Origin of the sequence: Myxococcus stipitatus DSM 14675, assembly GCF_000331735.1 — a bacterium.
In the GTDB taxonomy this organism is placed as follows: domain Bacteria; phylum Myxococcota; class Myxococcia; order Myxococcales; family Myxococcaceae; genus Myxococcus; species Myxococcus stipitatus.
Window position 1 is genome coordinate 939,618 of the sequence record NC_020126.1, and the last position, 22,377, is coordinate 961,994.

Genomic DNA, 22,377 nt, shown 5'->3' on the forward strand with positions numbered 1-22,377 from the left:
GGGCTTCCCGAGGGGGCTCTTGCGTGTCCGGTATCCGGCATCGGAAGGAGGCGCCTGCACGTCGGGATGCTCCACCGGTGGTGAGCAGGCGAGGCGAGGCGCAGATTGCTCCGGTGCCAAACCTCGAAGGGGAGGACTCATGCGCCGTCTCATCCTCGTGGCCCTGTGCCTGGCCGCCGTGCCGTTGGCGTGCAAGACGCCACCGCCACCCCAGGCGGAGAACCAGATGCCCATCGGAGGGCCGGATGAGGTGAGGGCGACCGGGCAGACCGTCCCCGATGACCCGCCCGGTCCCGCCACGCCCGTGCCCGCGGTTCCCGACGCCGGAGTGGACGCGGGCACGGAAGGCTAGCGGCATGGGAGGACAGTCCGGGTGACACGGGCCCGCGGCTCGCGCACAGTTCGCGCGAGCACGCGGAGGAGCCTCGTGGAGACCACGGTCTATCTGGCGGAGCGCATCTGGACGTTGGACGCGGAGCGCCCCCGGGCCCAAGCCCTGGCGGTCCAGTCAGGGCGCGTGGTGGCGGTGGGCACGCGCGAAGAGGTCCGCTCCCAGGCGAAGGGCGCGCGCGAGGTGGACCTGGGGCCCGCCACGGTGGTGCCGGGACTCGTGGATGCACACGCGCACCTGCACGGCTTGGGGCGAGCGTTGACCACGGTGCGACTGGAGAAGGCGCCCTCGGTGGAGGCCGTGCTGCTCCGGCTCATCCAGGCCCCCGCCTCCAGCTTCCAGGGAGACTGGTTGTTGGGACGAGGGTGGGACCAGAACGAGTGGCCCGGCGGAGCCTTCCCCGGGCGTGTCGAGCTGGATGCGCGCTTCCCATCGACACCGGTGTTCCTCACCCGCGTCGACCACCATGCGGCCTGGGTGAATGGGGAGGCCCTGCGGCGCGCGGGAATCTCGAAGGACACTCCCGACCCCGAAGGAGGCCGCGTCCTCCGGGACACGAGAGGCGAGCCCACCGGCGTGCTCGTGGACAACGCGATGGACGTCGTGGCGGCGGCGATGCCTCCGCCCACGCGTGTCCAACTCGAGACGCGACTGCGCGCGGCGCTGGAGCGCTGTGCCCACGTGGGGCTGACCGGAGTCCACGACGCGGGCATGGACCTGGACGCGTTCCGAGTGCTCCAGACCTGGGACGCGGAGGGCACCTTGCCGCTGCGCATCTACGCGATGGCGGCGGGGCAGGGAGAGGAGCGGCACGCCTATCTGGAGCAGGGCCCGTGGTCGGGGCGGATGCTCACGATGCGAGCGGTGAAGTTCCTGGCGGACGGCGCACTCGGAAGCCGAGGTGCGGCGCTGCACGAGGACTACTGCGACGAGCCAGGACAGCGCGGCCTGCTGTTGATGTCGCCCGAGGAACTCCACGCAAGGGCCCGCGCCTTCATGTCCAGGGGCTTCCAGGTCTGCATCCACGCCATTGGAGACCGTGCCAATACGTTGGTGCTGGACGTGTTGCTGAGCGGCGCGGAGGAGACGGGCACGAAGGCGCTGAGGCACCGCGTGGAGCACGCGCAGATACTGCGGCGCGCGGACATCCTCCGGCTGGGCGCCGCTGGACTGGTGGCGAGCGTGCAGCCCACGCATGCGACCAGCGACATGCCCTGGGCGGAGGCGCGGCTGGGCCGAGAGCGGCTGAAGGGCGCCTATGCGTGGCGCGGCTTGAAGGACGCGGGAGCGAACCTCGCGCTGGGCAGCGACTTCCCCATCGAGAGTCCGGATGTCCTAGCGGGCCTGTACGCGGCGCGCACTCGGAGGGATGCCCTGGGGAGACCGGAAGGGGGCTGGTTTCCGGAGGAGGCGCTGTCGGGGCGCGAAGCGCTGGAGGGCTTCACGCGGGGGCCCGCGTGGGCGTCCTTCGATGAAGCCCGGCGCGGCATGCTGGCGCCGGGCCAGGACGCGGACTTCGTGGCGCTGTCCGTGGATCCGGTGGAGGGCCCGGCGGAAGCACTCGTCGACGCGCGCATCCTGGCCACGGTGGTGGCGGGCGTGGAGGTGTTCCGCGCCGCGCCGTGAGCTGCGAGGGCCGAGGCCTCAGACGCTGAAGATCTGCGAGCGAGCCGCCTCGGCGATGGCGACGACGGCGGGGTGGCGCAGGCGGCGCTCGACGGTGATGGCGTAGAAGCACGTCTCGATTTCATCGGTGCGGCCGATGACGGAGCAGTTGTAGTCGCGCTCCACCTGCGACTCGATGACGGAGGGCAGGGCGAAGACACCGTGACCGCTCTGCCCGAAGGCCTGGAGCAGGGCGCTGTCGTCGAAGTCTCCGGCGATGAGGGGGCGCAGGTTCTGCCGCTCGAACCAGAGGTCCAGCGAGCGGCGCACGGAGGACTCATCCGAGGGGAGCAGCACGGGGGCGCCGTCGAGCGAGCGCGGGAAGTCCTTCTGGAGATGGCTCAGCTGCTTGGCGGCGAAGAACGACACGCCGCACTTGCCCAGCAAGTGGTTGAAGGAGCGGACGCTGACCGGCTCGGAGCTGGGCGCATCGGCGAGCACCACGTCCAGCTCATGCAGCGCGAGCGAGGCCAGCAGCTGCGGCAGCGGACCTTCGCGGCAGATGATGCGCAGCGACGGCCCCGCTTCGAGCGCGGGCTTGAGCAGCTGCTCCGCCACCAGCTTGGGGATGACGTCGAGGATGCCGACGTTGAGCCGGAGCTGCTGGCCCGTGGGCATGCCCGCGACCACGTTCTTCAGCTCGTTGCCCAGGCGGAAGATTTCGTCCGCGTAGCGCATGACGGTGCGGCCCACGTCCGTGAGGACCAGCTTGCGGCCCTGTCGCTCGAAGAGCTTGTGCCCCAGCGACTCCTCCAGCAGCTTGAGCTGGCTGCTGATGGTCGGCTGGGCCAGGTGGAGCTCCTCGCCCGCCTTGGCGATGCTCCCCGCCCGCGCAACCGTCCAGAAATACAGGAGATGGTGGTAGTTGAGCCAGCTCATGACCATAGAGATAACCTATGGGTTGCGTTCAAACTACCTAATTTTTTTAAGAATGCCGGTGCCTTATCTCTTGGGGGGTCCGCGGGCGAGTGTGTTGCCGCGGTGAATCGGAGGAGGTCCATGGAAGCCGTCACGGAGAACATGTCCTGCGAGTCCCCTGAGCTTGAGATTCCCGGCGCGGTGGTTGAGGCGCGAGTGAGGGATCACCTCGATTTGGTGGAACGGCTGGCGTGGAAATACCGGTGGACGGGCTTGCCGCAGGACGAGCTGGTCGCGGAAGGCAACGTCGGGCTGATGGAGGCGGCCGGCCGGTTCGAGGACCGGGGGATTCCGTTCGGGGTGTACGCCAGCCAGTGGATCCGGGCGCGCATCCGGGCCTACGTCGGGCGCAACTGGAGCATGGCGGGTGGGCGTGCGCCCTGGGTGGTGTTCCAGCTGCGGCGGGAGCGGGCGCGGCTGGAGGCCCGGTGGGGGGAGGGGCACCCGGAGGTGGTGCGCCGGCTGGCGGACGCCCTGGGCAAGAAGGAGGAGGACGTGGCCAAGGCGTCGGAGTCGCTGGCTCGGGACCTGTCGCTGGACGCGCCGGTGACGCAGGACGGGGAGGTGACGCGGCTGGAGGTGCTGGAGGGGCACGAGGTCTCGCAGGAGGACGTGGTCGACCAGGCCCAGTGGGCGGCGCGCCTGCGGGCGAGCGTGGAGGCGGCGTGGCCGGAACTGGACGCTCGGGAGCGGGCGCTGGTGGAGGAGCGGATGCTGGTGGAGGAGGGGGCGAGCGCGGAGCTCCTGGCGCGCCGCTTCGGCGTGACGGCGGTGCGTATCCGGCAGATCGAACAGGGCCTGAGGGCGAAGCTGAAGCGCAGGCTCACCGCGAGTCTGACGCCCTGGGACGCGGAGGCGATGCCGCGGGCGGCGTAAGGCGGAGAACGGGGGCCGGCAAATGGGAGCTTGACGGCCCCGGGACGGGCTCGATATGAGGGCGCGGCTTCTCGCGGCAACCCGTACGCCCAGGTAGCTCAGTCGGTAGAGCAGGGGACTGAAAATCCCCGTGTCGGTGGTTCGATTCCGCCCCTGGGCACATCGCAGTTGAAGAGATTTCAGGGCCTTCGAGGAACTCCTCGAGGGCCCTTTCTCTTTTCCGGGGTCCGGGGGTGCGGTGTCCGACAGCACCTCGGTTCTCGCGCTGGGAACTTTTCGGTGCGGCCGATGTGTCCCCGGTGGGCGTGAGTCCCCGGTCCTTCATCGAACGTGCCCTGGAGCACCTGCCTGCCCTGCGGCGGGTGGGCCGCCGGCTGACGGGCAGCTCGGCCGAGGCGGATGACCTGGTCCAGGAGACGGTGGCCCGCGCCCTGGAGCGGCGGGGTGAGGTGAGGGAGCCGGAGCGCCTCAAGGGCTGGCTGCTCGCCGTGCAGCGCACCGTGTACCTCAACTCCCGTCGAGGGCTGCGGCCTCGGCTGGAGGTGCTGGAGGGTGGGTTGGGGAAGGAAGTCGCGGAGCCTTGCGCGGACCTGGAGGCGGAGCTGCACGCGCGCTCGCTCAGCGCGGGGATGCAGAAGGCCTTGGACTCACTGGCCCCGGATTGGCGCGACGCGCTGTGGCTGAGGGAAGTCGAGGAGCTGAGCTACGAGGAGATTGCCCAGGTGCAGGGCTGCCCCGTGGGGACGGTGCGCTCGCGTCTGGCGAGGGCTCGACTGGCGATGCTCGAGGTCCTCGAGAAGGAGAAGGCACATGGAAGCCTGTAGCCTGGAGTGGCAGGAGCGGCTCTCCGCGGCGTTCGACGGGGAGAATCCGGCGCATGAGCAGCGGGCCCTGGAGCAGCACCTCGCGCGATGCGCGGGCTGTGCCCGGGAGCTGGCTCGCTATGACTCGCTGCGCGTCGCGCTGAGGGCGCAGGCCGTGGACCCAGGTGTGTCTCCCGAGTTGGAGGCGCGGGTCCACCGGTTGGCCATGCGTCCTCGCTGGGCCCTCTCCAGGGGCGCGCTCGCGGCGGGAGGCGCCATCGCGGCGCTGTTGGCTGTCGGCGTGTTCTGGACGTCGCGGACGGGCCTCGTGGGAGGCATGAACGACGCGCTCGCGATGGACCTGGAGCGGCATCACCTCAAGGCGTTCTCGCGCGCGGCGCCGTGTGAGTTCGAGTCCTCGAATCCGGAGGACGTCAAGGCGTGGGTGGAGCGGGAGGTCGGCTACGCGGTGGACGTGCCGTCGGTGCCGGGGGCGGAGCTGCTGGGGGCTCGCCGCTGCCAGCTGCATGGCGAGGTCTCCGCTTCGCTGCTGTACAGGCATGGGGACAAGGCGATGACCCTCTTCCTGCCGGAGCCGGGCTCGCCCGTCGCGAAGGCCGCCGCGCGCTTCGCGGGGGACGGGACTCGCTGCACACAGGGGCCGGTGGGCGAGCGCATCTGCGTGGCTCCTCGGGGAAGCGGGCACGCGGCCCTGGCTGTTTCGGAGGCGGAGTCACCGGTGCTTCTCGAGGCCCTGGCTCGCTTGTCTCCTTGAACCCTTCGTCGAGTGGCCGGGAACTTTCGAGGGTTCCCGCCGTGTCCTCGCGCGCATGAGTGATTGTCTTCAGCGGTTGTTCCGCCACGGTGTGGGAGGTTCGCGATGAGCCTGGGCCTTCCCGGCATCTTCCTCGCGGGGCTGCTGACGTTCCTGTCCCCCTGCATCCTCCCGCTGGTCCCCTTCTACCTGTCGTTCCTCGCGGGCGTGTCCCTGTCTCAGTTGCGAGAGACGGGCGGCACCGCGCGACGTCCCTGGGGCGTGGCGCTGGCGTTCTCGCTGGGGCTCGCGACGGTGTTCATCGCGCTGGGGATGGCGGCCACCGCCGTGGGCGGGGCGCTCTCGGAGCACCGCGACTGGCTCCTGCGCTTGGGTGGCGTCGCGCTGCTCCTGCTCGGACTCAAGCAGCTGGGGCTCATCAAGCTTCCCTGGGTGGACCGGGAGTCGCGGCCGTGGCTGGACCGCGTGCGCAAGGGGGGCAGTGTCGCGGGGGCCTTCTTGTTCGGCGGCGCCTTCGCGCTGGGCTGGACGCCGTGCATCGGCCCCGTGCTCGGGGCGGTGCTCACGTACACCGCCGCCTCCACCTCCGAGCCGCTGATGGGCGCGCTCTATCTGGGCACCTATGCCGCGGGACTGTCCGTCCCCCTGGTGCTCACGGCGGCCATCGCGCCCTTGGCGCTGAAGTGGATGGAGCGCGCGAAGCGCCACCTGCGCAAGTTCGAGATGGCCACGGGCGTGCTGCTCGTCGGCGTGGGGGTGTTGCTCTTCACTGACTCGCTGCAGAAGCTGGTGCCCTCGGTCCAGGCGGTGGAGGTCGCCGCTCCCGTGCAGTCGTCGGCGCCCGTGACGGCGGAGGCGGCGGTGTGTGGCACGGAGTCGGAGGGCGCGTGTGCGCTTCCGGAGCAGGGCTTTGTTCCCTCGAGCGACGCCCCCTCCGTGCTGGCTGGCGTCAAGCGCCCGACGATGGTGGAGTTCGTGAGCCAGAGCTGCCCCGTGTGTCAGCGGATGGAGCCCGTGGTGGCCATGGCGGCGCAGGTGTGCTCACACGAGGGAGTTGACGTCCTGCGTCTGGATGTCGGCACCGCGGAGGGGCGGCAGGCCGCGAACCGCCATGGCGTGCGAGGGGTGCCCACGTTCCTCTTCCTGGACGGTGCTGGCCAGGAGGTCGCGCGGCGGGTGGGCGAGCAGCCCCTGACCTCGCTCCGTGAGGGGCTGGAGACGATTGCCGGCGTGCGTTGTGCCGGCCTCCTCCCGACGGAGGCTCCCACGGCGCCCCAGGGGAGCGCCGGCACCTGATGGCCGGTGTCCAGGGGGTGAATCCTTTCGCCCCCTTCGTGACTCTCACCTCGCTGAATCATCACCTGCTGGAGGCCCTCGAGGCTCCGGCGCGGGTTGGAGTCACGCCATGAAGCTCGTTCTCGTTGCTGTCGCAGTGCTCGCGGGTGTGCTGGGAGTCGCATGTACGCGCGAGCGGCCGGAAGTCCGTGCCGAGGCCCACAAGTGGGTGGAGTCCGGCGCCCTGCTGGTGGACGTTCGCACGCCGGAGGAGTTCGCGGACGGCCACCTGCCCGGTGCGTTGAACATCCCGGTGGACCAGCTCTCGGAGCGGCTGGGGGAGCTCGGCTCGCCCGAGAAGCCCGTGGTCGTCTATTGCCGCAGCGGCAAGCGCAGCACCCGTGCGGAGACGATGCTGAAGGAGCGAGGCTTCCAGCAGGTCCTCAACCTGGGGCCCATGTCGGCCTGGGAGTGATGGCGCGGTGCGCTGCCGGCCGTGAGTCCCTGACGGGAACTTCGCGCGGCGGGCCTGGTGTCCTGCGAGGGCTCTCTTTCCCCTTCCAAGGTGCTTCACGATGATTCGTCTCCTCCGCGCGCCCGCTGTCTGTCTGGCCCTGTGGGCCCTGGCTTCGGGCTGTGCGACCTCGCGGGCCGGTGTCGACACGACGGCCTCCGCGCGTCAGCAGCTCACCGTGCTCTATGTCGCGGACCTGCATGCCCAGCTCCGCGCTCATCCCGAGCTCTTCTGGCGGGATGGTCAGGAGCGCATCGAGGAGGCCGGCGGCTTCGCGCGTGTGGCCGCCGCCATCCAGCGGATTCGCGCGGAGCGCGGCGGTGAGGTGCTGGTGCTCGACGCGGGGGACACGATTCAGGGCTCGGGCGCGGCCGCGCTCACCGAGGGTCGTGCGCTCATCGCGCCGCTCAACGCGCTGGGCCTGGACGGCGCGGTGCCGGGCAACTGGGAGGTGGTGTATGGCCCCGCGGTATTGCGGGAGCGTGCGCGGGAGATGAAGCATCCGCTGTTCGCCGCGAACCTGCGGGATGCGAGCAGCGGTGAGCGCCTCTTCCCGCCGTACCTGGTGAAGGAGGTGGGCGGAGTGAAGGTCGCGGTGGTGGGGTTCACGGACCCGGATGTTCCGCGCCGTCAGCCACCGGGCTACAGCCAGGGCCTGCGCTACGACGGTCCCGAGGAGCTGCCTTCGCTCGTGCGCAAGGTCCGCGAGCGCGAGGGCGCGCAGGTGGTGTTGTTGATGTCGCACGTGGGGTTGGCCAAGGCGGTGGGGCTCGCGGCGCGGGTTCCCGGGGTGGATGTCCACCTGTCCTCGGACACGCATGAGCGCACCTATGAGCCCGTGGTGGAGAGCGGGAGCTGGGTGGTGGAGCCGGGAGCGTTCGGTTCGTTCCTCGGGCGGCTGGATGTGTGGGTGGAGGGAGGGCGGGTGGTGGACCGCCGCTGGGAGCTCATCGAGCTCACCGCCTCGCGCTTCCCCGAGGACCCCCAGGTGGCGCGTCTGGTGGACGCGGCGCTGGCTCCGCATGAGGAGACGCTGTCGGCTCCCGTGGGCCATACCGACGTCACGCTCGCGCGGTACGCGGTGGTGGAGAACCCGCTCGACAACGTGCTGGCGGATGCGATTCGGGTCGCGGGCGGCACGGAGATTGGGTTGTCCAACGGCTTCCGCTTCGGCACGCCGCTGCTGCCTGGGCCGGTTCGTGAGGCGGACTTGTGGAACATGTTCCCCATCGTGAACAAGCTGAAGACGGGGAAGGTGAGCGGGCGTCAGCTTCGGGCGTTCTGGGAGCAGGAGCTGGAGAACGTCTTCGCGAAGGACCCGGAGAAGCGCTTTGGCGGGTGGTTGCCGCGTCCCTCGGGGATGACGCTGCGGTTCAAGGCGGATGCGCCGAAGGGACAGCGCCTCCTCGCGCTGGAGGTGGGTGGTGTTCCGGTGGAGGCCGAGCGGCTCTACACCGTGACGGCGTGTGAGCGGGAAGGGGATGCGCCGGACATGGTGTGCCGCATCCCGGGCATCCAGGAGCCGCGTGTCCTGGAAGTGGATGCACACGAGGCGGTGCGCCGCTTCCTCGCCGGAAAGCCTCGTCTCCAGTCGGAGCTGCAGGGCCGCGCGGTGGGCGAGGACCTTCCCGCGGTGCTGCGAACCCAGCAGGTCCAGTAACGCAACTTTTGTCTCAACCGAGTCCTGTACTCAGAAAGGCACTCCACATGCTCTTCCGACAACTCTTCGACTCAGAGTCCTCGACGTACACCTATCTGCTGGCGGACGAGCGGACGCGAGAGGCGCTGCTCATCGACCCCGTCATCGAGCAGGTGGACCGCGACATCAAGCTGCTGGGCGAGCTGGGGCTCACGCTGCGCTTCGTGCTGGAGACCCACGTCCACGCCGACCATGTGACGGCGGCGGGCGTGCTGCGGCAGCGCATGGGGGCACAGGTCGTGGCGAGCCGCCTGGGGGCGCCGTGTGTCGACCGGCAGGTGTCACACGGTGACGTCGTCGAGATGGGGTCGCTGCGCCTCGAGGTGCTCGAGACGCCGGGCCACACCGACGACAGCGTGAGCTACCGGATGGAGGACCGGGTCTTCACGGGAGACACCTTGCTGGTGCGCTCGGCCGGGCGGACGGACTTCCAGAACGGGAGCGCGAGCGCGCTGCATGACTCCCTCACGCGAGTCCTCTTCGCGCTCCCCGCGGGCACCCTGGTGTATCCCGGCCATGACTACAAGGGGCACTCGGTGAGCACCATCGACGAAGAGATGCGCCACAACGCGCGTGTGGCGGGACGCAACCGCGAGGACTTCATCCAGTTGATGAACGGCCTCCAGTTGCCGCCGCCCAAGAAGCTCTCCGTGTCCGTGCCCGCCAACCTCGCTTGTGGGGTGGTCGAGCCGGCGCGGATGCCCTCCGTGAAGGCGTGAAACGACATCGCGCCGGGAGTGCACAGGGCCTCGGGCCCGTGCCTTCTGGACAGGAACGACAAACACGATGACTGCTCCACTAGCGACACCCGACACGACGGTCTCCGCGCCTGGCAGTGGTGCGGCGGCGGGCCCGGTGACACCTGCTGCTTCGCCCTCCACGGGGGAGGTCTGGAGGAGGCGTCTGCCGGGGTTGGTGCTGGCCGCGGCGTTGGCGGTGGGGAGCTATTGGCTCGCCACGTTGCCGGGGCTGAAGGTGGTGGGGCCGCTGACGGTGGCGTTGTTGGTGGGCATCGCGCTGCGCTCGACGATGGCGGCGGGGATTCCCTCGGTGTGGGTGGAGGGGCAGCGCTACTCGGCGCGCACGGTGTTGCGGTTGGGCATCGTGCTGATGGGGGCGCGGCTGGACTTCGCGCTCGTGGCGAAGGTGGGGCCGAGGGTGCTGGTGTTGGCGATGGCGGTCATCGTCGGAGGCATCCTGGGCATCCGGTGGGTGACGCAGCGCTTCGGTGTGCCGGAGAAGCTGGGGACGTTGCTGGCGGTGGGGACGTCCATCTGTGGTGCGAGCGCGGTGGTGGCGGCGAGCTCCGTCACGCGAGCGGAGGAGGAGGACACCACGCTGGCGGTGGGGCTGTGCGGGATATTGGGGACGATGGGCGTGCTGTTCTACGTCTTCGTGGGCCCGTTGCTGGGGTTGACCACGGCGCAGCTCGCGATTCTCTCGGGGGCCACGTTGCACGAGGTGGCGCAGGTGATGGCGGCGGCGTTCACCTGGGGGACCACGGCGGGGGATTTGGGGACGCTGGTGAAGCTGACGCGGGTGGTGTTGTTGGCGCCGGCGCTGGTGGTGCTGGGGTTGGTCTCTGGCTCGGGCGGGAAGGTGCGCTACTCGTGGAAGGAGCCGCCGATTCCGTGGTTCGTGCTGGGGTTCCTCGCGGTGGGGGTGCTCGGCTCGGTGGGAGTGGTGCCCGCGGCGGGGAAGGCCGCGCTCTCCACGGCGAGCGTCTTCCTCATGGTGATGGCCATGGGGGCGATGGGAATGGGGACACACATCAGCATGCTGCGCCGTGCGGGCATGCGAGTGGTCTACGCGGGCCTCGTGGGCTTCGCGGCCCTGGCGCTGTCGGCCTGGGGCCTCATCCACCTGCTGTCGATTCAGTAGCGAGGAGTGTGTGACGGAGCCACTCGATGAGCTCCGGGGGCGGTGGTTGCCCGGGCGTCAGGCAGAAGACGCCCACGTGGTGCTCGTCGCGGAAGGACTTCTCGAACCAGGGCTCCGTCTGGGGGAGCCGGGTGGGAACGAGCAGCACCGCGCCCGCGCAGCGTCCTTGCTCGCCCAGGTCTCGCCAGCGGAGTGAGTCGCGGTAGATGTGCGCGGACTCGAAGGCGTCGGCGATGCCTCGGGTGTCGGTGCGGTACTTCGCGTCGAGGCACAGCCAGCGCGCGGGCCCCTCTTCTGGATGCCACGTCACGACGAGGTCCGGACGCCTCGTCTTCGAGATGCTCCAGCGTGAGCTCCGCTTTCGCTCTCGCGTGAGGAACCCTGGGAACGAGAGGTTGAAGTGGAGGGTCAGGGTCCCGTGGCCCGGCCATCGCGCGGTGTAGCTGGCGCCATGTGGTGACTCGTCGAAGAGTCGAAGGGTGTCGGTGTTGTCTTCGCTCCACCGGGCCTCGGGGAGGAGCTCCTCCAGCAGTCGTCGCAGCGCGAGGAACGTCCAGAGCTCATAGAGCTCGTAGGACGGCCGCACGGGGGCGGCGAGGTGTGCATCGTCGGCGGGGAGCTGGAACCGGGGGGAGAGGAAGAGCTGGCCGAAGGCGTGGACCCGCGCATAGAGCGGGTCATCGACGAAGGTGAGGATCGCCGAGTCCGACGCGTACTCGGGAGTCATCGCGCCCAGGGGTGTTTCGAGCAGGAGCGCCTCGAGGTCATCGGCTCCTCGAGCCAGGTGCCGGACGCGGCCCTTGCACCACTCTTCGAGGTCCGGGTCCAGTGACTGCGTCTTCTGGAGCCCTCGCTGGACACACTCCACGGTGTCGCGAAGCTTGAGGACCACTTGCCGCGTCAGCCACGCGACGTGGCGATTGGCTGCGTGGTCCAGGGCGCCTTGCCATGCTCGACTGGGGACTCGCGGGACCGGGCCCGTGCCGAAGCTCTCCGCGTAGCCTCGGACACCTTGGTAGGTGTTCGGATGGCTGGCCAGCCAGCGCAAGGTGCCTCGGTCCGCTTGTTTGACCGAGTGGATGGGGACCTCGGTCCAGAGCTCGACGGACTGCTCCTTGGGGGAACGGAGCACGGACATCAGCGCGGTCTCGAACGCGGGCACCAGGTCGCCGAGCACCGAGGCCACTCCCGCGATGTCGCAGCCCTGGTGACTCACGCGGCCGTGCCGGCCTCCTTCCTGGCCGACGGTGGTGCCGGGCATCCACGCGTCCAGGTCGCGCAGCAGATGGGCCCAGGCTTCGCTCCGGAGCTTGTTCTTGTGAGGGAGTACCTCGACGGAGAGGTGTTGCTCTCCCTGGGGGCCCTGGATGCGCAGGGATTGCGTCCCGACCCAGTAGCTCGTCCGAAGGGTGAAGCTCGCGGAGGCGGAGTCCCACTCCAGCTCCAGCTCGCCGAGCCAGCCGCGACACTCCACCCGCGCGGCTTGGTTCAGCTGAAGGGCGAGCCTGTAGGTCCGGTCCTCTTCCAGGACGACGACACCATCCTGGATGATTCCTTCGAGGTGACGACCTTTCGCATCCCGGAAGTGCATGTCACGACCAGAACCGGATGATGCCCGTGCGGGGGTTGTTGGCCTCCATCTGGCTCAGCTTCTCTCCACACCGCTCGAGGGACTCTGTTTCGCAGAGCTTCTTGAGGACGGTGAAGGCGTTGCGCAGCTCAGGACTCGATTCGCCTCGGAGGCGAGGGAGGACCTTGGAGAAGATTCCCTGGTCCAGCAGGCGCACACGCTCCTCGGGGAGCGCTTCGGAGCCGGCTGCTTCCACGAAGGAGAGGAGCTCGCCCGCGGTGCGGTAGCCGAAGTGCCGGCGAATGGGCCGCAGGGCTTGGTGGAACGACTCGATGGTGCGCTCCAGCGCGGGCTGGCGTTCGACCTGTCGAGCCTCGAAGAAGGCGCGGAGATTGACGTCCCAGAACTCCAGGGTGAAGGCGCGGTCCAGCACCTTGTCGCTGAAGGGGAAGGTGGTCTCGTCCATGTTCACCGTGCCCGCGATGAACAGGTTTCGCGGCCATGCGAGCCGATGCGGGACGCCGTTGACGGGCGAGTCCTGGCCATGCAGCGCGATGGGAAGCCCGGACTCCATCGACGAGAGGAAGGGGGCGAAGTACTGCTCGACCCGTGCGAGGTTCATCTCATCCAAGAGCAGGAAGTAGGGCTTGGATGGGTTCCGCGCGGCGCTGAGCAACAGGCGGAGTGTGGGCTCCACCTGGAACGTCGGCGTCTCATGCAGGGCGTTGTAGTAGCCCAGCAGTCCGGTGGGGTCCTTCCAGTCGGGAGAGACGGCCACGACCTCCAGGTGCTTCTCCAGGTCCAGGTCCAACGCCGCGCAGTAGACGCGCGCATAGTGCCGGACGAGCGCCGTCTTCCCGGTCCCGGAGAGCCCCGCGAGGATGACGAAGCGCTTGTGGGGATGGCAGTGCCACGCATGGTGGAGCGCGCTGAGCTGGGAGTCGTCGAGCACGAACCCCTGGGTCTGTGGATCCTCCTGGAACCCCTGACGCAGCTCGGGCAACCCGGGCCATGGACGGGTGGGAGGCTCGATGGCTTTCAGCTCTTGGGCCACCTCCGCCACCACGTCCGCGAGCAGGTCCGCGGAGACAGTGGCTTCGGGCGGGAGCATCGGCAGCTCCTGTGGCAGCCGTGCTTCCCATTCGGCGCCATACTCGCTGAGCTGGTACTTCCCGTCCGCTTGATGCTCCACCAGACCGAGTGCCTTGACCCACGTCAGGTTCGCGGTGGGGGCCATGGTGGCCGTCCAGCGAGGGTAGATCTGCTGCTGGTAGGTGATGATCTCTGGGGTGGTGCGTGGCTCGGCCTTGACGAATCGCAAGATGGCCGCGATGGGGAAGACCCGCTCGAGCATCCGATGAACCAAGATGTCGGGCGCGTCGCACTCCACGAGCTCGAACCCATCCCAGGTGGGGGAGATGACTTTGTTGCGCTCTTCGAGAAAGCCCAAGCCGATGACTCGCGCGGTGAGGCTGCGGAGCGTCGAAGGCGACAGGGCATTGTAGTCCTCGAGGCTGCCCAGCTCCTCTCGAAGCTCCTCGCGCGTGATGCCCGAGAGCGAGGTGTCAATCACATGCCGATAGGTTTCAACGAGAAGCCTGAGCGCCGCGTTGGCCTTGAACTGTCTGGCAAACGGCCACAGTGCGATGGGCTTGGGCGGACCGAGGGGCGTTGGCGTGGCCGGAAATGAATCGAACTGGCCCGCCTTGATGGCCTCGTAGTGGGCGTGGAGCCACCAGCAGAACACGGAGCGGCGGACATGCTCGTCCAGCGCTCGCTCGGTTCCGAGAATCTTCCGCAGACGGCTTCGGACGAGGACGTGACTGTGCGGACTGTTCTCGGGCAAGAGCAGGTCCGCGATGCGGAGCTGGGCCTGATAACCGAAGGCGCAGTGAAACTCCGCGGGGAGCAGCACTGCGAGCAGGCGCTCCAGTCGAGCCTCGGGGCGTCGAGGGCTGTGGCGCGGAGAAACGAGCCCGGAGAGTCGTTCGCTCTCGTCCTTCATCGCCTCGGCGCGTTCGCCAGGATCCCTGGGCCAGGTGAAGTGCCGGACGTTGATGATGGCGGCGGTGAGCTCCGGGTCGGTGAACGCCCCCGTCATGGTCCCCTTGCCGCCCGGCCCGAGAAGGCTGAGGGTGTCGGCCGACCAGAGCAGCTCCTGGTTCTCAGGGGTGGCAAGCTCCTCGTCCGAGAGGCCACGGACCTTCAGCAGCATGTCGCGGTAGTTCGCCTGCCACTGCTCCCACCCTGGGAACGGCTGGGCCTTCTCCCAGAGCTTCTTCACCTGTGCATCGGTCAGCACGACACCTGCCCCCAGCCTGTCCGCGGTTGCTGTTCTCGGACGGAAACGATGCCACGTCCATTCGGACAGCGGCAACCACTCACGTCGTGAGGACTCCGAGTGTCCAGCGAGTGCGGGTGTCATCCCAGTGTGCCACGCCTTCGTATCGCCAGAGGTCTCGAGCGACTTCGCGCGTCAGCACGAAGGCTGTCTCTCCGGGTCTGCGGTCCGCGACACGCGCGTCGAGACGAATCCCATCAGTATCCGTTGAGACAAGGAACAGGTGTCCATCCCGTCGCCCCGTCTTGGGTGTCGTGGACAAGTCGAAGTGCTCCATGGCCTGTGCCTCCGTCAGGCGAGCACCGCGCGGTGGCGCGAGGCTCTCGGGTGTCAGCACCTCGACCAACTGGGCGATGGGCATGACTCCTTCGTTCACATCCTTCGTGGCGTATGCAGGATTGTCGGACCGCAACCGCCACTGATTGGCGGCACGGACCAGCCGCTTCACCTGATAGGCATATCCCGCCGCATCAGGCACCTGGATGAGCGCTACCTGGCCCTCGAGTTCCCTCGGTGAGAGATCGCGGGCGTAGCGCATCACCAGCCAGTCTCCGTCACGGATGGGATGGTCTCCGCCATTCATCGAATCGCCTGATGCGCGCACCGCGAACAGCCCTTCACCTCTCGCTTGAACCGGCAGGCGCACCCACTCCGCTTCGGGAGCTTGCTCCAGCGAGAGGGCGTGGCTCGCCGCTCCCGCTGCGGCTCGCAGCGTTGGGAAGGAGATGCAGCCCATGGGGCGCTTGAAGGCGAGCACCTCGGCGCGCGCTGGCTCGACGCTCCATCCATCGGCGCGTGGCGTGAATCGCACGCGGAAGGCCGTGCCGGGCTTCCCCGCGAAGTCCTCGAACCAACCTCTCAAGAGCTTCGGGAGCTGGTTCTTCTCCGCTCCAGCGGGCTTCGCGACGTTGACGGCGATCTTCACGAAGTGGAACTGCCACGGCTCACCCCCAGGGATGCGAACCTCGGTGATGCCTTGGGGAAGGTCGGGGCGCTGCTTCCGGTCCGGGAGCTTGAGGATCGGCTCGCGTTGGTTGGTGATGACCTGGGCCTCGAAGGGTGTCCCGGGTCCTCGCGACTGGCTGAGCTGCCGCCGGCGGTACTGCGCGAGTCGGTACTCGACCAGCTCTCGGGTCATCTCCTCGAAGGCGTCTCGGGTGTCCTCGGTCAGCGCGAAGCGCGGGACGAATCTGTCCCCCTCCACCCGGAACCACTTCCCATCCTGGGTCCACTCGCGGACAGGGAGTGAGCTGTCGAGTGCTTCGGCTCCTTCGATGTCTCTCATCAGCTCGGGATTGCGCCGCAGGATGGACAGGCTCCGTTGCGCCAGCTCTTGCAAGGACAGTCCTTGCTCCAATGCATCCGCTTCGAGCAATGCCTCCAGCAGCACCATCTTGAAGCACTTGCTCATGGGCGTGAGCTCGAGATTCCGGAACCACGCCGGGTCTTGCTTCAGGGCTCGGGTCTGCGCATCCGTGAGGTCCTTCTCTGCCTCCACGAACTGGAACCAGCCAGAGTGCTCTTCATGCCTGCTCAGTGACGCAGGCGCATAGCCCAGCCGGTACAGCTCTCCGATGGTAGGCCGCTGACCTCGGCTGTCTCGCAGCTCGCGGTAGACGCGCGCAACCTCCGTCTCTCCTGTCGCCAGGAAGTGGCGCAGCATCTCCTTCGCTTCGACCTCCACCTGCACGGAACAACCCGGTGGCAGCTCGGGCTGCTTGCCGTGCACCAGGAAGTCCCGGAGCGACATCGCCCCTCGCCCCAGTGCCAGCAGCGTGCGCACCCGGTCGAGGAACAACCGATGGTTGCCCACGAAGTCGATGACCGTGACGCGGGTCTTCCCCTCGGACTTGCGCAGCCCTCGGCCCAGCTGCTGAAGGAAGACGACGGGGGACTCCGTGGGGCGCAGCATCACCACGCGGTCGATGCTCGGCACATCCACACCCTCGTTGAAGAGGTCCACCGAGCACACCGCGTCCAGCGTCCCCGCCGCCAGCTCTCGCAGCGCCTGCGCCCGGTCCGCCGAGCCCGGCCCCGAGTAGACGGCCGCGGCCCTCACTCCCTTCTCCTCCAGCCACCGCTGGACGTAGTTCGCATGGGACACCGAGACACAGAACACGAGCGTCCTGCTCGCCGCGTGCTCCTCCCAGGCTCGCCACAGCGTCCGCATCCGCGCTTCCGTCTGGACCGCTTGCGCCAGCGCCTCCGGCTCGAAGCTCCGGCTTCGCCAGGGGAGGTTCTCGTAGGGCACGTCATCCTTGAGCCCCAGGTACGCGAACGGCGTCAGCAGCCCCGCTTCGATGCCTTCTCCCAGGTCCGCCCGATAAGCGAGGTGGTCATCGAACAGCCCCAGGATGTCGCCATCATCCGCGCGCTCGGGCGTCGCCGTCAGGCCCAGCAGGAACGCCGGCTCCAGCCGCGAGAGAATCACCCGGTAGCTCGCCGCCGCGGCGTGATGCACTTCATCCACGATGACGTAGTCGAAGCGGGCCGCTGCTCGCAGCGCCTCCAACCCATCGCGATTCGACAGCTTCTGCACCGAGGCGAACACCACATCGCCCTCGAGCGAAGACTTCGAGCCCACGTACCAACCAAAGCGCCGCCGAGGAAACTGGCGGCGAAAGGTCTCCGCCGCTTGGACCAACAGCTCCTCGCGATGGGCCAGGAAGAGGACGCGCGGCTGGACCTCTTGCTCTGCCTGAAAGGCAGCCACATCCCATGCGGCCAGCAACGTCTTCCCCAACCCCGTCGCCAACACCACCAGCGCACGCCGCCGACCTTCCTCCCGGCTTCGCGCGAGGGCTCGCAATGCCTCTCGCTGGAGCACGTGTGGCTCGCGAGGCGGAACCACCGACTCCGCTTCAACGGGGGCGCGCGTCCGCTGCGTGAGGCTCGCGCGGCGCGCATAGGCCTCCACCCAGTCCGCCTCCAGCGGCGTGGCTCGCTCCCACCAGTCCTCGAAGGCCTCGACCACTTCCCCCCAGGCCCGAGGGTCCCGGTCCTGCTCGACACGCAGGTTCCACTCGATGCCTGTCTTCAGCGCGGACCGGGAGATGTTGCTCGAGCCCACGTACGCCACCGCGAGCTCCTCCCCTTTGAACCGCCAGGACTTGGGATGGAACGAGGACACCCGCTCCTTCTCCACCTCCACGATGCGGGCCTCGAAGTGTCCTCGGCTTCCGCCCTGGAGCACGCTGTCCTCGTCCATCCAATCCAGCAGGCGTCGCAGCGCCTCCGCCTGGGTGATGGTCAGATAGTCCCCCGTGAGGATTCGCACCCGCGCTCCTCGCAAGAGGGCCGCGTCCACGGACTGCCGCAGCACGTCCAACCCGCTGTCCTGCACGAACGCCGCGAGCACCGCGATATCCGTCGCACGCGAGAACAGCGGCTCCAGGTGCGAGAGGAACGGGTCACCCAGTCCACCCGTGGCGAGCGGCTTCGCCTGTGGCGCGGCCAGGTGGTTCCCCTTGTGCGGAATGACATGCCGGACGCCACCGCGTGCGTCTCCGACGTCCCCCTGGAAGCGGGGAATGACATGCACATGCAGGTGGAACACCGTCTGCCCGGCCGCCGCGCCCACGTTGATGCCCAGGTTGTACCCATCCGGGCGCAGCTCCGCGTCCAGACCCCGCTTCACCTCGTCCACCAGCTCGAAGAGGGCGCGCTGCTCCTCGGCCGTGGCGTCGAACCAGGTGGCGACCGGGCGACGCGGAATCACCAGGGTGTGTCCCGGGCTCACCGGGAAGCCGTCTCGGATGGCGAAGGCCAGCGTGTTCGAGGCGACCCACCGGGATTCAGGAATCAGCAGGAAAGGGGAGGACACCGCGACACCCTAGCCCAGCCCCCACGCCCCTCGGGCGCACCCGCCGTGTGGAGAGGGGGCGAGCGGACGTCTTCGCACGATGCCGGGTGCATCGAGTGCCCGGGGCGGGGTACACAGGGGGCTCGGAGGGTTGAAACGAGATGGACGCGAACGCAGTGGCGGAGCTGGAGAAGGCGGGCGTGAAGGTCGATGCCCCGGACCGGCTGTTTGTCGCCGTGGAATGGGACGAGAACCAACGCGTGATTCCCGTGGGCGCCCGCGCCCAGGTCCGCGCCGGCGAGCAGCTGGCCCACGTCCACCTCCAGCCCATCTCCAAGCTGTGGACCGGCGACACGAAGCCCCCCAGCTTCGCCAAGACGCCCCCCCTCGAGTACCACCCGTTCTTCATCCTCATCGAGGCCACCGCCGCCGGCTACTGCCGCGCCGTGCGCAACACGGAGACGGACCAGGAGTTCGAGCGGCTCTACCGCCACCTGGTCCGCCGCCCCGACGGCACCGACCGCAACCCCCTGTTCTCCTACCTCCAGGGCGCCGTCCGCCTCTACATGTCCCTGCGCGACGTCAGCCAGGCCGAGTTCGAGGCCGTCGTCCTCCGCCTCCACCAGTCGGCGAAGCACCACCAGACCCACGTCGGAAGCATCAACTACTTCCAGGACGTGCTGCGCGGCGTGCTCGGCGCTTGAATCACGGCCCACCCTCACCGGTGGGCACCCAGGCTCCCAAGTGGAATATCGTGCTCGGCCGCCCGTTCCCGGGCGCCTTCCTCCACGACAGGAGCACGGATGTTCCGTCAGTCCCTCCTCTGGACGTCGTGCCTGACGCTGCTGGCGGCCCCCGCCGCCATCGCCCAGGCACCCGCCAAGGCGGCCGCTCAACCCGCCGCCACCTCCACCCAGAAGCTCGGCTCCAACGTCGAGAGCCGCACCTTCAAGAATGGTCTCAAGGTCATCGTCTGGCCTGACCACGACATTCCGAACGTCACCCTCAACAACTGGTTCCGCGTCGGAAGCCGCAACGAATACCCAGGCATCACCGGCCTGTCCCACTTCTTCGAACACATGATGTTCAACGGCGCCAAGAAGTACGGCCCCGGTGAGTTCGACCGCGTGATGGAGGCGAACGGCGGCGCCAACAACGCCTTCACGTCCGAGGACGTCACCGTCTACCAGGACTGGTTCCCGCGCACCGCGCTCGACCTCATCTTCCAGCTCGAGGCCGACCGCCTCCAATTCCTCTCGTTCGACCCCAAGGTCATCGAGTCCGAGCGCGGCGTCGTCTACTCGGAGCGCCGCTCCAGCGTGGACAACAACAACATGGTCGCGCTCATGGAGCAGGTCCAGGCGACCGCCTTCGTGGCCCACCCCTACCAGTTCCCCGTCATCGGCTGGCCTTCCGACATCGAGTCGTGGCGCATGGAGGACCTCCAGCGCTACTTCAAGACGTACTACGCCCCGAACAACGGCACCCTCGTCTTCACCGGCGCCGTCACCCCGGCGGAAGTCTTCGCCCTCGTCGAGAAGTACCTGGAGCCCATCCCCTCGCAGCCTCCGCCGGAGCCCGTCCGCACGAAGGAGCCGGAGCAGCAGGGCGAGCGGCGCATCGTCCTCCAGAAGCTCGCCCAGTCCCCGCTCCTCCAGCTCGCCTACCAGGGCATGGCCGCGAAGGACGCCGACGTCGAGGCCCTCACCCTCCTGCTCAACATCCTGGGCGACGGTGACTCCTCGCGACTCCACCGCCGCCTCGTCGAGGAGGAGCGCGCCGCCATCAACGTGGCCACCTACTTCAGCCCCGGCTTCGACCCGTCCCTCGTCTGGGTGACCGCGGACCTGCCCCCCAAGGGCAACCTGGCGCGCGTCGAGGCCCTCATCACCGAGGAGCTCGCCCGTGTCGTGAAGAGCGGCGTCACCGAGGCCGAGCTGACCAAGGCGCGCAACATCACCCTGGCCACCTTCTGGCGCTCCCTGGAGACCATCAACACCCGCGCCTACGCGCTGGGCGCCGCGGAGACCTTCCGAGGCGACTACCGCCAGCTCTTCGAGGCCCCCGCCCGCTACGAGCGCGTCACCCGCGAGGACCTGCGCAAGGTCGCCGCCCGCATCTTCGCCACCCAGCGCCGCACCGTCGGCTGGCTCGTCCCCACCGAGGAAGCCGCCGCCTCCCCCACCGCCGCCACCAAGGATGCCAAGCGATGATTGCCCCCCTCTCCTGGAAGACAGTCATCGCCACGGTCCTGCTCTCCTCGGGCCCGGCCCTGGCCCAGAGCGTCGCGAAGCCGACCCAGCCGGCCACCGCTCCCTCCACGCAAGGCGTCACCCTCCCCAAGCCCACCACGCTCACGCTCGCGAACGGCGCGCGCCTGCTCCTGGTCGAGCGCAGGGACGTCCCGCTCATCTCCTTCAGCGCGTGGGTGCGCGGCGGAGCGCTCGCGGACCCCGCGGGCAAGGAGGGCCTGGCGGCGCTCACCGCGGAGCTGCTCCAGCGCGGCGCCGGTTCGCGTGACGCGCGCCAGTTCGCCGAGGCCGTGGACGGCGTGGGCGCCACGCTCAAGACGCACGCGGACCTGGAGCACCTGGCCGTCACCGGCCAGTTCATGTCCCGAGACAGCGCGCTGATGGTGGAGCTGCTGTCGGACCTGCTCACCCGCCCGCGCTTCGCCCAGGACGAGCTGAAGAAGACGCGCGAGCGCATGGCGTCCGAAATCATCGCCGCGAAGGACGGAGACCCGCGCGCCCTCATCAACACCTACTTCGAGGCGTTCCAGTTCTCCGGCCACCCCTACGGTACCCCCGTGGGCGGCACCGAGGCCTCCCTGCCCACGCTGAGCCGCAAGGACGTGCTCGCCTACGCGAAGAACCAGCTCGGCGGAGACCGGCTCATCCTCTCCGTCGTCGGTGACTTCGACACGAAGGAGCTCGCCGAGAAGCTGGGCGCCGCGCTGGGCGGCTGGGCCAAGGCCGCGAGCCCCGCGCCGCAGGCCCCCGTCACCACCGTCACCAAGGGCCGCCGCGTCCTGCTGGTGGACAAGCCCGACGCCACCCAGACGTACTTCTCCGTCGGCAACACGGGCATCTCCCGGAGCGACGCGGACCGCGTCACGGTGGACCTGGTGGGCACGGTGCTGGGCGGGCGCTTCACCTCGCTGCTCAACACGGAGCTGCGCGTGAAGTCCGGCCTCACCTACGGCGCCCGCGCGGGCTTCTCGCAGAGCACCCACCCGGGGGCGTTCGTGATGTTCTCCTTCACCCAGACGGAGACGACCGAGAAGGCCCTCGACATGGCGTTGGATGTCTATTCCCGCTACCGCAAGTCTGGAATGGATGACGCGATGCTGGCGTCGGCCAAGGCCTATGTGCTGGGCCAGTTCCCGCCCGAGCTCGAGACGGGAGGGCAGGTGGCCAACAGGCTGTCGGAGCTGGCCTTCTACAGCCTGGACGCCAGCGACGTGGATGGCTTCGCCGCGGCGGTGTCGCGCGCCACCCGCGCGGATGTGTCCACCGTCATCGGGCGCACGCTGCCCGCGCCGGAGGACCTCACGTTCGTCCTCATCGGCAAGGCGGCGTCGATTCGCGAGCTGGCGCGCAAGTATGGCCCCGTCACGGAGATGAAGATCTCCGACAAGCGCTTCACCCCGGCGCCCTCCCAGCGCTGACGCCGCACCGCAGTCCGGGCCCGCCGCCGAGCTTCACCGTTCGGGCCCGGATTGCGCGGCACCCCTCCCCCGAGTCCACGCCGTGGTCGCGCAACACCTGTCGCGGGTGGATTGCGCAACGCCATCCGTCTGTGAATCGCCTCCGAGGCGCCGCAACACTTGCCACGTCAGGATTGCGCAGAAATCCACGTGTCGGG

The 22,377-nt window shown here is 68.8% G+C and carries 17 protein-coding genes and 1 tRNA gene; 14 read left to right on the top strand and 4 right to left on the bottom strand.

Going from position 1 to position 22,377, the window contains the following annotated elements:
* Nucleotides 1–139: 139 nt before the first annotated feature.
* Nucleotides 140–352 carry a hypothetical protein gene (locus MYSTI_RS03765; RefSeq protein WP_015346371.1) on the top strand — a complete coding sequence of 71 codons (213 nt, stop codon included), beginning with the start codon at nt 140–142 and terminating at the stop codon, nt 350–352.
* Nucleotides 353–427: 75 nt separating this feature from the next.
* A complete protein-coding gene (locus MYSTI_RS03770) occupies nt 428–2,017 on the top strand; it encodes an amidohydrolase (RefSeq protein WP_015346372.1) in 1,590 nt (529 codons plus the stop codon).
* Nucleotides 2,018–2,035: 18 nt separating this feature from the next.
* Here the strand turns inward: MYSTI_RS03770 and nhaR are convergent, their stop codons facing one another.
* The gene (gene nhaR / locus MYSTI_RS03775) at nt 2,036–2,935 is read right to left on the bottom strand and encodes a transcriptional activator NhaR (protein WP_044282895.1); all 900 of its coding nucleotides are present in this window, start codon (nt 2,933–2,935) and stop codon (nt 2,036–2,038) included.
* Nucleotides 2,936–3,055: 120 nt separating this feature from the next.
* Between nhaR and MYSTI_RS45215 the strand changes: the two genes are divergently transcribed.
* From MYSTI_RS45215 to MYSTI_RS03820, 9 genes are all read left to right on the top strand, one after another.
* Nucleotides 3,056–3,850 (top strand): sigma-70 family RNA polymerase sigma factor, encoded by a 795-nt coding sequence (locus MYSTI_RS45215; RefSeq protein ID WP_015346374.1) that lies wholly within the window; start codon nt 3,056–3,058, stop codon nt 3,848–3,850.
* 87 nt (nt 3,851–3,937) lie between these two features.
* Nucleotides 3,938–4,010, top strand: a tRNA-Phe gene (locus tag MYSTI_RS03785).
* 145 nt (nt 4,011–4,155) lie between these two features.
* The gene (locus tag MYSTI_RS03790; protein ID WP_233278160.1) at nt 4,156–4,674 is read left to right on the top strand and encodes an RNA polymerase sigma factor; all 519 of its coding nucleotides are present in this window, start codon (nt 4,156–4,158) and stop codon (nt 4,672–4,674) included.
* Entirely contained in the window at nt 4,661–5,428 is a 768-nt protein-coding gene (locus MYSTI_RS03795) for an anti-sigma factor family protein (RefSeq protein WP_015346376.1), read from the top strand. Before MYSTI_RS03790 ends, MYSTI_RS03795 begins: the two co-directional genes overlap by 14 nt.
* Nucleotides 5,429–5,533: 105 nt before the next feature.
* Complete coding sequence (locus MYSTI_RS03800) at nt 5,534–6,724, top strand: cytochrome c biogenesis protein CcdA (protein WP_015346377.1); 1,191 nt, start codon at nt 5,534–5,536, stop codon at nt 6,722–6,724.
* Nucleotides 6,725–6,833: 109 nt separating this feature from the next.
* A complete protein-coding gene (locus tag MYSTI_RS03805) occupies nt 6,834–7,178 on the top strand; it encodes a rhodanese-like domain-containing protein (RefSeq protein ID WP_015346378.1) in 345 nt (114 codons plus the stop codon).
* Between the two features lie 100 nt (nt 7,179–7,278).
* Nucleotides 7,279–8,877, top strand: coding sequence for a bifunctional metallophosphatase/5'-nucleotidase (locus MYSTI_RS03810; protein ID WP_015346379.1), 1,599 nt, complete (start codon nt 7,279–7,281; stop codon nt 8,875–8,877).
* Between the two features lie 47 nt (nt 8,878–8,924).
* The gene (locus tag MYSTI_RS03815; protein ID WP_015346380.1) at nt 8,925–9,635 is read left to right on the top strand and encodes an MBL fold metallo-hydrolase; all 711 of its coding nucleotides are present in this window, start codon (nt 8,925–8,927) and stop codon (nt 9,633–9,635) included.
* A 67-nt stretch (nt 9,636–9,702) separates the two neighbouring features.
* Nucleotides 9,703–10,797: a YeiH family protein gene (locus MYSTI_RS03820; RefSeq protein WP_015346381.1), complete on the top strand. Its 1,095-nt coding sequence runs from the start codon at nt 9,703–9,705 to the stop codon at nt 10,795–10,797.
* Here MYSTI_RS03820 and MYSTI_RS03825 read toward each other — a convergent pair.
* From MYSTI_RS03825 to MYSTI_RS03835, 3 genes are all read right to left on the bottom strand, one after another.
* Nucleotides 10,772–12,388: a DUF2357 domain-containing protein gene (locus MYSTI_RS03825; protein WP_015346382.1), complete on the bottom strand. Its 1,617-nt coding sequence runs from the start codon at nt 12,386–12,388 to the stop codon at nt 10,772–10,774. The genes MYSTI_RS03820 and MYSTI_RS03825 overlap by 26 nt on opposite strands.
* A 1-nt stretch (nt 12,389) precedes the next feature.
* Nucleotides 12,390–14,669 carry an McrB family protein gene (locus MYSTI_RS03830; protein ID WP_015346383.1) on the bottom strand — a complete coding sequence of 760 codons (2,280 nt, stop codon included), beginning with the start codon at nt 14,667–14,669 and terminating at the stop codon, nt 12,390–12,392.
* A gap of 79 nt (nt 14,670–14,748) precedes the next feature.
* Entirely contained in the window at nt 14,749–18,531 is a 3,783-nt protein-coding gene (locus tag MYSTI_RS03835; protein ID WP_015346384.1) for a DEAD/DEAH box helicase family protein, read from the bottom strand.
* A gap of 140 nt (nt 18,532–18,671) precedes the next feature.
* Between MYSTI_RS03835 and MYSTI_RS45220 the strand changes: the two genes are divergently transcribed.
* The 3 genes from MYSTI_RS45220 to MYSTI_RS03850 all read left to right on the top strand — a co-directional run bounded on the left by MYSTI_RS45220 (nt 18,672) and on the right by MYSTI_RS03850 (nt 22,180).
* The gene (locus MYSTI_RS45220) at nt 18,672–19,214 is read left to right on the top strand and encodes a hypothetical protein (RefSeq protein WP_015346385.1); all 543 of its coding nucleotides are present in this window, start codon (nt 18,672–18,674) and stop codon (nt 19,212–19,214) included.
* Between the two features lie 99 nt (nt 19,215–19,313).
* Nucleotides 19,314–20,723 carry a M16 family metallopeptidase gene (locus MYSTI_RS03845; RefSeq protein WP_015346386.1) on the top strand — a complete coding sequence of 470 codons (1,410 nt, stop codon included), beginning with the start codon at nt 19,314–19,316 and terminating at the stop codon, nt 20,721–20,723.
* Nucleotides 20,720–22,180, top strand: a complete 1,461-nt coding sequence (locus tag MYSTI_RS03850; protein ID WP_015346387.1) for a M16 family metallopeptidase — start codon at nt 20,720–20,722, stop codon at nt 22,178–22,180. Before MYSTI_RS03845 ends, MYSTI_RS03850 begins: the two co-directional genes overlap by 4 nt.
* Nucleotides 22,181–22,377 lie beyond the last annotated feature (197 nt).